8 protein-coding genes and 1 pseudogene are annotated in these 6,495 nt (G+C 43.5%); 2 read left to right on the top strand and 7 right to left on the bottom strand.

Annotated features, from left to right (window positions below):
- Positions 1-2,583: COR domain-containing protein (locus F8S12_RS17930; RefSeq protein ID WP_196517490.1), on the top strand; the 2,583-nt coding region annotated here is incomplete at its 5' end.
- On the opposite strand, the gene F8S12_RS17925 is transcribed toward F8S12_RS17930, so the two are convergent.
- The 7 genes and pseudogenes from F8S12_RS17925 to F8S12_RS17895 form a co-directional block, all read right to left on the bottom strand.
- Positions 2,572-2,748, bottom strand: coding sequence for a hypothetical protein (locus F8S12_RS17925; protein WP_196517489.1), 177 nt, complete (start codon positions 2,746-2,748; stop codon positions 2,572-2,574). The genes F8S12_RS17930 and F8S12_RS17925 overlap by 12 nt on opposite strands.
- 210 nt (positions 2,749-2,958) lie before the next feature.
- The gene (gene speB, locus F8S12_RS17920; RefSeq protein WP_196517488.1) at positions 2,959-4,002 is read right to left on the bottom strand and encodes an agmatinase SpeB; all 1,044 of its coding nucleotides are present in this window, start codon (positions 4,000-4,002) and stop codon (positions 2,959-2,961) included.
- Between the two features lie 136 nt (positions 4,003-4,138).
- Complete coding sequence (locus F8S12_RS17915) at positions 4,139-4,465, bottom strand: helix-turn-helix domain-containing protein (RefSeq protein ID WP_196517487.1); 327 nt, start codon at positions 4,463-4,465, stop codon at positions 4,139-4,141.
- Positions 4,462-4,629: pseudogene (locus tag F8S12_RS17910) on the bottom strand (type II toxin-antitoxin system RelE/ParE family toxin); the annotation flags it as partial. The pseudogene F8S12_RS17910 and the gene F8S12_RS17915, both read right to left, overlap by 4 nt.
- Positions 4,628-4,777 (bottom strand): hypothetical protein, encoded by a 150-nt coding sequence (locus F8S12_RS17905; RefSeq protein WP_196517486.1) that lies wholly within the window; start codon positions 4,775-4,777, stop codon positions 4,628-4,630. The pseudogene F8S12_RS17910 and the gene F8S12_RS17905, both read right to left, overlap by 2 nt.
- A 429-nt stretch (positions 4,778-5,206) precedes the next feature.
- Entirely contained in the window at positions 5,207-5,635 is a 429-nt protein-coding gene (locus F8S12_RS17900; protein WP_196517485.1) for a type II toxin-antitoxin system VapC family toxin, read from the bottom strand.
- Entirely contained in the window at positions 5,632-5,850 is a 219-nt protein-coding gene (locus tag F8S12_RS17895; protein WP_196517484.1) for a transferase hexapeptide repeat containing protein, read from the bottom strand. Before F8S12_RS17895 ends, F8S12_RS17900 begins: the two co-directional genes overlap by 4 nt.
- A 298-nt stretch (positions 5,851-6,148) precedes the next feature.
- On the opposite strand from F8S12_RS17895, the gene F8S12_RS17890 reads away from it, so the two are divergent.
- A complete protein-coding gene (locus F8S12_RS17890; RefSeq protein WP_196517483.1) occupies positions 6,149-6,328 on the top strand; it encodes a hypothetical protein in 180 nt (59 codons plus the stop codon).
- Positions 6,329-6,495: the final 167 nt, after the last annotated feature.

The raw sequence follows: 6,495 nt of genomic DNA, 5'->3' as shown, positions 1-6,495 counted from the left end.
AATCAACTGAGCAGTCTGCCACCGGAAATTGTCCAACTCACCAACCTGCAAACCCTCGACCTCAGCGACAATCAACTGAGCAGTCTGCCACCGGAAATTGTCCAACTCACCAACCTGCAAACCCTCAACCTCAGCGACAATCAACTGAGCAGTCTGCCACCGGAAATTGTCCAACTCACCAACCTGCAAACCCTCAACCTCAGCGACAATCAACTGAGCAGTCTGCCACCGGAAATTGTCCAACTCACCAACCTGCAAACCCTCGACCTCAGCAGAAATCAACTGAGCAGTCTGCCAGTGGAAATTAGGCAACTACTAAACCTGAACACGCTGGATCTTCGTAGAAATCCACTCCCCATTCCACCAGAGATTTTGGGGTCAAAGTATTTATCTGAAGATCCGGGTGATGTGAATGAAATTCTCGATTTCTACTTCCGGGTGCAAGACCCAGCCGAAACAGAACCCTTCTACGAAGCAAAGTTTTTAATTATTGGCGAAGGAGGAGCCGGTAAAACCTCTTTAGCCAAGAAAATTGCAGATGAAACCTACGAACTCCAACCAGATGAGGAATCAACCGAAGGCATTGACGTAATCCAGTGGCACTTTACACAGCCCAATGGCCAAGATTTTCGCGTCAACATCTGGGACTTTGGCGGTCAGGAAATCTACCACCAAACCCATCAGTTTTTCCTCAGCAAGCGATCGCTTTATGCTTTAGTTGCCGACACTCGCAAAGACAACACTGACTTTTATTGGTGGCTAAAGGTTGTCGAACTCTTGAGCGATAAAAGCCCAGTTATCATCATTAAAAACGAAAAACAAGAGCGTGATTGCCCAGTTAATGAGCGCCAGCTACGAGGAGAATTCAGCAACCTGAAGGAAACACTGGCAACCAATTTACATACTAATCGCGGTTTAACAGAGATTAAAAACGCTATTCAGCTATACATCAGCAATCTTGACCATGTTGGTACACCTCTACCAAAACTCTGGGTAAGAGTTAGAGCAGCGCTAGAGAACGATTCCCGAAATTACATTAGCTTTGAAGAATACTCTACCATTTGCCGACTTAATAAATTAACAGACCGTAAAGATATGCTGCGCTTGAGCAACTATCTCCATGACCTCGGCGTTTGCTTGCATTTTCAAGACGATTCTACACTGAAACACTACGTCATTCTTAAACCCGAATGGGGAACGACTGCCGTCTACAAAGTTTTGGACAATGACAATGTTAAGAAAAAGTTGGGTTGTTTTACTAAGGACGACCTCAAAGATATTTGGCAAGATGACGAATACGCAGATATGCGAGATGAACTCCTGCAATTAATGATGCAGTTCAAGCTTTGCTACGAAATTCCCGGTTATCGTAACATCTATATTGCGCCTCAATTGCTCTCTATTGAAAAAACTGATTATAACTGGAGCGATCGCAACAACCTCATCCTGCGCTACACCTACGACTTCATGCCGAAAGGTATCCTCACCCGTTTTATCGTCGAGACGCACCCTTGGATTGAACAGCAAAAACTTGTTTGGAAAAGTGGTGTTGTTCTCAACAAAGACCAAACTCGTGCAGAAGTCATTGAAAACTACAATCAACGGGAAATTAAAATCCGTATAGCCGGAAACCGCAAAAAAGAACTAATGGCTGTTGTCACCCATGAACTAGAAAAAATCCACAACTCTTACGAACGTTTGCAATATCAAACCCTAGTTCCCTGTAACTGTGAGACTTGCAAAAACCTGCCGACACCTCATGCCTATTCTCTGGACTCACTCAAAAACCGCTTGAGTGCCAGCCGCTACCAAATTGAGTGCGACAAAAGCTATGAAATGGTAGATATCCGCAGGTTAATCGATGATGTCATGTTCCAACCCGCTAAAGAAGATGGGGAAATCAACCCCCAAGTTGCACAGTTGCAAAGCGAACTGGAGCGCAAGCGAGATGAATCATTGACGCATCGGTTACGAAATAGCAATCAACAGGAAAAACCCATAATGAATAGTCAATCTGTAATGGAGTTCGAGAAGGAAATCTTCATCTCCTATGCTTGGGGTGGGGAGAGTGAGCAATTTGTCAATCAATTAGATCAGACTTTGCAGACAAAAGGCATCAAAATCATCCGGGACAAACGTGATTTGGGCTACAAAGGACTGATTAAAGCCTTCATGGAAAGGATTGGACGCGGTAAATGTGCGATCGCGGTAATCAGTGACAAGTATTTAAAGTCTCCCAATTGTATGTTTGAGCTAGTGCAAATTGCTAAAAATGGGGAATTTCATAATCGTATTTTCCCGATTGTGTTAGCGGATGCCCAAATTTATAAGGCTGCCGCAAGACTTAAATATATTAAGCATTGGGAAGAAGAAATTAAAGAATTAGACGAAGGGATGAAAGGGGTTTCCGCAGCTAATTTACAGGGATTTCGTGAAGAAATCGACCAGTACACCGAGATTCGCAACACGATCGCCGAACTGACTAATGTCCTAAAAGATATGAACACGCTGACTCCTGATATTCACAGCGAATCAGAATTTAAGGCGTTGATTAATGCGATCGCAGTCCGTCTAGATGAGTAAAACTAGGTTATTGGTAAAGCTTTGAAGTCGAGCAACGTCTTCTACGGGCATAGATGCAGATCTTTTAGCTCGACAACTCGTGTTTAAAGGTACAACTTCCGAGTTCAGAGGTCGAGCGATCGCTATAAGGTTTTCCTCGTTCCCAGGCGGAGCCTGGGAATGCATTCATTGAGTCTCTGGCTCAATGTCTAACTGGAGGCAGCAGCCCCTAATCAGCCATTCCCATGCAGAGCATGGGAACGAGAGAACCCCCCTTAAAAAGGCTTGCTCTTTCTTCTAATTACCCCCTTTTTAAGGGGGTCGCCACAGGCGGGGGGATCTCATCCGAACGGTATTGGAGTATCATTGCCACTCTGCCAAAATTCTATCGTTTGTTTATATTTTCTGCTGAGATAAATCCATCAAATTAGCCAGCTTGTAAACTACCCGCGCTCCAACGTTACCATCCCACTCCCCATCACCGACTTCGCAGATATCAAAGCCAATAATTTTTTTGCCACTATTGACCAATTCCCGGAACAGACAAAAAGTTTGCTCTAATTCCAACCCACCTGGAACAGGAGTACCAGTACTCGGACAGAGTTTTGGATCTAGACCATCTGCATCAAAGCTAATGTAAACATTCTCAGGTAAATGACTGATAATTTCTCGGCACAAATCAATCCAAGTGGTTCCAGAATAAAGCTTTTGCTTAATAGCAGGGTCATAATAAGCAATAATGCGATCGCTAGATTGGTCAATCATTTGCACTTCATCATGACTAATATCACGCAAAGCCACCTGCACTAGCTTGGAAATTTGCGGGATTTTCATCGCATTAAACATAATAGACGCATGGGAAAATTCAAATCCCTCATAAGCATCGCGTAAATCTGCGTGGGCATCAATGTGCAGAATGCCATAGTTTGCATAGTTAGCCGCTAATGCTTGGAAATAACCTAGAGGCGAACTGTGATCTCCCCCAATGACTGCAACTCGCTTACCATTATTAATTGCTTGCTGACAATTTTCAAACAGCCATTGATTCATTTGTTGACAAGCTTGATTAATTTCTGTCAGGACAGATGTTAAATCTGGTGTATCTGAGAGTTGTTTACCTTGAGCTAATCGCTCGATAATTTTTGCTGCTAAGGCGCGGTAGTATGTGTTCTTCTCTAACATATCCTGGGGAATTTCCATCATAAAAATTCCCTGCTTCCAACCATCAGGGTGATCAAAATCAAACAAATCCAGTTGAGTCGAAGCATCTAGAACTCGCTGTGGGCCATTAGCTGTGCCTGCGCCATAGGAAACGGTGACTTCCCACGGCACACCGAAGACAATCAGGTTTGCAGATTCGTAATCGCAGGGTAAACCTAAGAGGTTGCCATTTACTTCACCTACGCCGCTAGGATTGTAGTCTTGTAGTTGATTACTCATCGATTATTTTCTGGATTTAGGTAGACAGTACAGCCCTTGGTGTACATCTGCATTGTAATCAAAATTTTTCGCAAGCTGCTTTTTGATAAATACTGGTTTGTCCTAAACTCAAACCAAACATGGCTTCCATCCTGCTCTATAACGATATTACAGTTTCAGCAGATTGGTCTGGCGCGTGACGAGGGCGAATATGTAAGGTAATTTCCGTATCAAGTCGCTTGAGGAAAATCAGGAGTTTGCCTTCGCTGAAACGTTGAAACTCTCCTTTCATTAAATGAGATACTTCTGGCTGGGGAATGCCAAGAAGTTCGCTGATTTCGCGCTGTTTCAGGTTGCGTTGAGAAAGGAGACGGAGTACCTGAATCCCTATCTTTCCCCGCGTAAAAAGTTCATCTGCATTCGACAAACCAAGGTCAGAGAATACGTTGCCACTGCTTTCTTCAAAAATGGGTTCTTGTGTCATTGTTGTTTCTCCCTTGCCACTGCGTCTTTATAGCGTTGTTTAATCAGGTCAACATCAGTTTGTGGGGTTCTAATCCCCTGCTTTGATTTCTTCTGAAAAGCGTGCAGGACATAGATTTTCTCTCCAATCTTTACCGCATAGACTGCCCTATAAGTATCGGTATCAGGGAGACCACACATGATAAGTAACTTCTGACTGTAACGATAATGCTTCTTCTTCAGTTGCTAGTTCTTGAACTAAAAACTGCATGACCTTGAGTTTATCTGCACGAGATAGCTTGTGCAAGATTGGGAATAAATCTGCTACGCTCATATCAAGTTGAAGATAACGACTAAATACTTTTTATATTTTCACAACTACTATAAGGTAGTTACAAAGTTTGTGGCACCGCATCGCAAACAACAGGCGATCGCTATTGACTAATTCTCAAAACAAACAAAGCAATGTCTCCAACGGTTTACCCCTACACCTTTTGAACTCGACAATTGTTGTTCAATGGTGCAACTTCGAGGATAAAAGGTGTAACTTTGAGGGTTAAAGGTCAAGCGATCGCTCTTTTTGCTCGACAATTGGTGTTTAAAGGTAGAACTTCCAAGTTTTGAAGTGGAGCGATGCCTACGGCGGGCTGCGCCTACGCTCTTTTTGCTCGGCAATTGGTGTTAAGAGGTGCAAGCTCCGAGTTCAGAAGTTGAACAGTGAAGTTTGAAGTTAAATCTTTGGTTCTTTAGTTAACTTTGTAGTTCACACTGTCCAATCCTGTGTTATGAAGTTTGGAACTTTGCTAAAGTCGCTAGTGTTGCGAGTCAATAATACTAAACCCCGTGAAAGTGCAATCGCAGCTATTCTTAAATCCATCGTGGCTATGCGAACTCTTTGCGCTCTTAATCCTTCAAATATGGCTACTGCTCCAGCATCGAATGGTAAAATTGGTGCTGCCGAAAACCCCCGAATGATTTCCATTAGCAGAGTATATCCTCGAACTGTATCGCCAGGTGTTTGGGAACGATTAATAAAGGTATGAGCACCAATTGCTTGCTCATGGAAACTGACAATAGAAAAAGCAAAATCTGTAGGTTGATGCTGGGCAATACGAGCAGCTAATATTAAAAACTCTGCTCCTGAGCGTCGTTGCAAAAAACTGATATGGTCGGTGTCGAGTAAATATTTCACAGTTGCTCGCCAGTTTCATCTGTAAATATGTCAGCGTGGCGCAATAACCGCCCATATTCTAAAGCTTCTAAAAATGCTGGTTCATCAGAGATTGAGCCAATAACTTTTTCCAGCCAATTACTAGAAGCAGGCGCATCAATGACTCGACGTTTGAGCTCCGCAACTGTTTGTTCCAGAGTCGCTAAACGTTGTTCAAGATTCACTTCATTTAACATAATTTTCCTTAAGACTTTAGTTTCAATGGTAGTGCTTATCCGCACCTCAACAACTAGAAAACCAAGAGGAGAGATTTTTGGCACTCATCTTGGTCATCGCTATTGACCAATCCTCAAAACAAACAAAGCAATGTCTCCAACGGTTTACCCCTACACCTTTTGAACTCGACAATTGTTGTTCAATGGTGCAACTTCGAGGATAAAAGGTGCAAGCTTCGAGTTCAGAGGTCAAGCGATCGCTCTTTTAGCTCGACAATTGGTGTTAAAAGGTACAACTTCCGAGTTCTGAGGTGGAGCGATGCCTACGGCGGGCTGCGCCTACGCTCTTTTGACTCGACAACTCGTGTTAAAAGGTGCAAGTTTCGAGTTCAGAGGTCAAGCGATCGCTCTTTTTGCTCGACAATTGGTGTTCAAAGGTGGAACTTCCGAGCTTAGAGATAGAGCGATCGCTCTTTTTGCTCGACAACTCGTGTTCTAAGGTGCAACTTCCGAGCTTAGAGATAGAGCGATCGCTCTTTTGACTCGACAACTTGTGTTCTAAGGTGCAACTTCCGAGTTCGGAGGTGGAGCGATCGCTCTTTTCACTCGACAATTGGTGTTAAAAGGTGCAAGTTCCGAGTTCGGAGGTGGAGCGATCGCTCTTTT

The sequence above is a fragment of the Nostoc sp. WHI genome (genome assembly GCF_015714725.1).
Taxonomy (GTDB): Bacteria; Cyanobacteriota; Cyanobacteriia; order Cyanobacteriales; family Nostocaceae; genus Nostoc.
The sequence above is the reverse complement of the archived record's forward strand: the minus strand, read 5'-3'. Positions and strand labels throughout refer to the sequence as shown.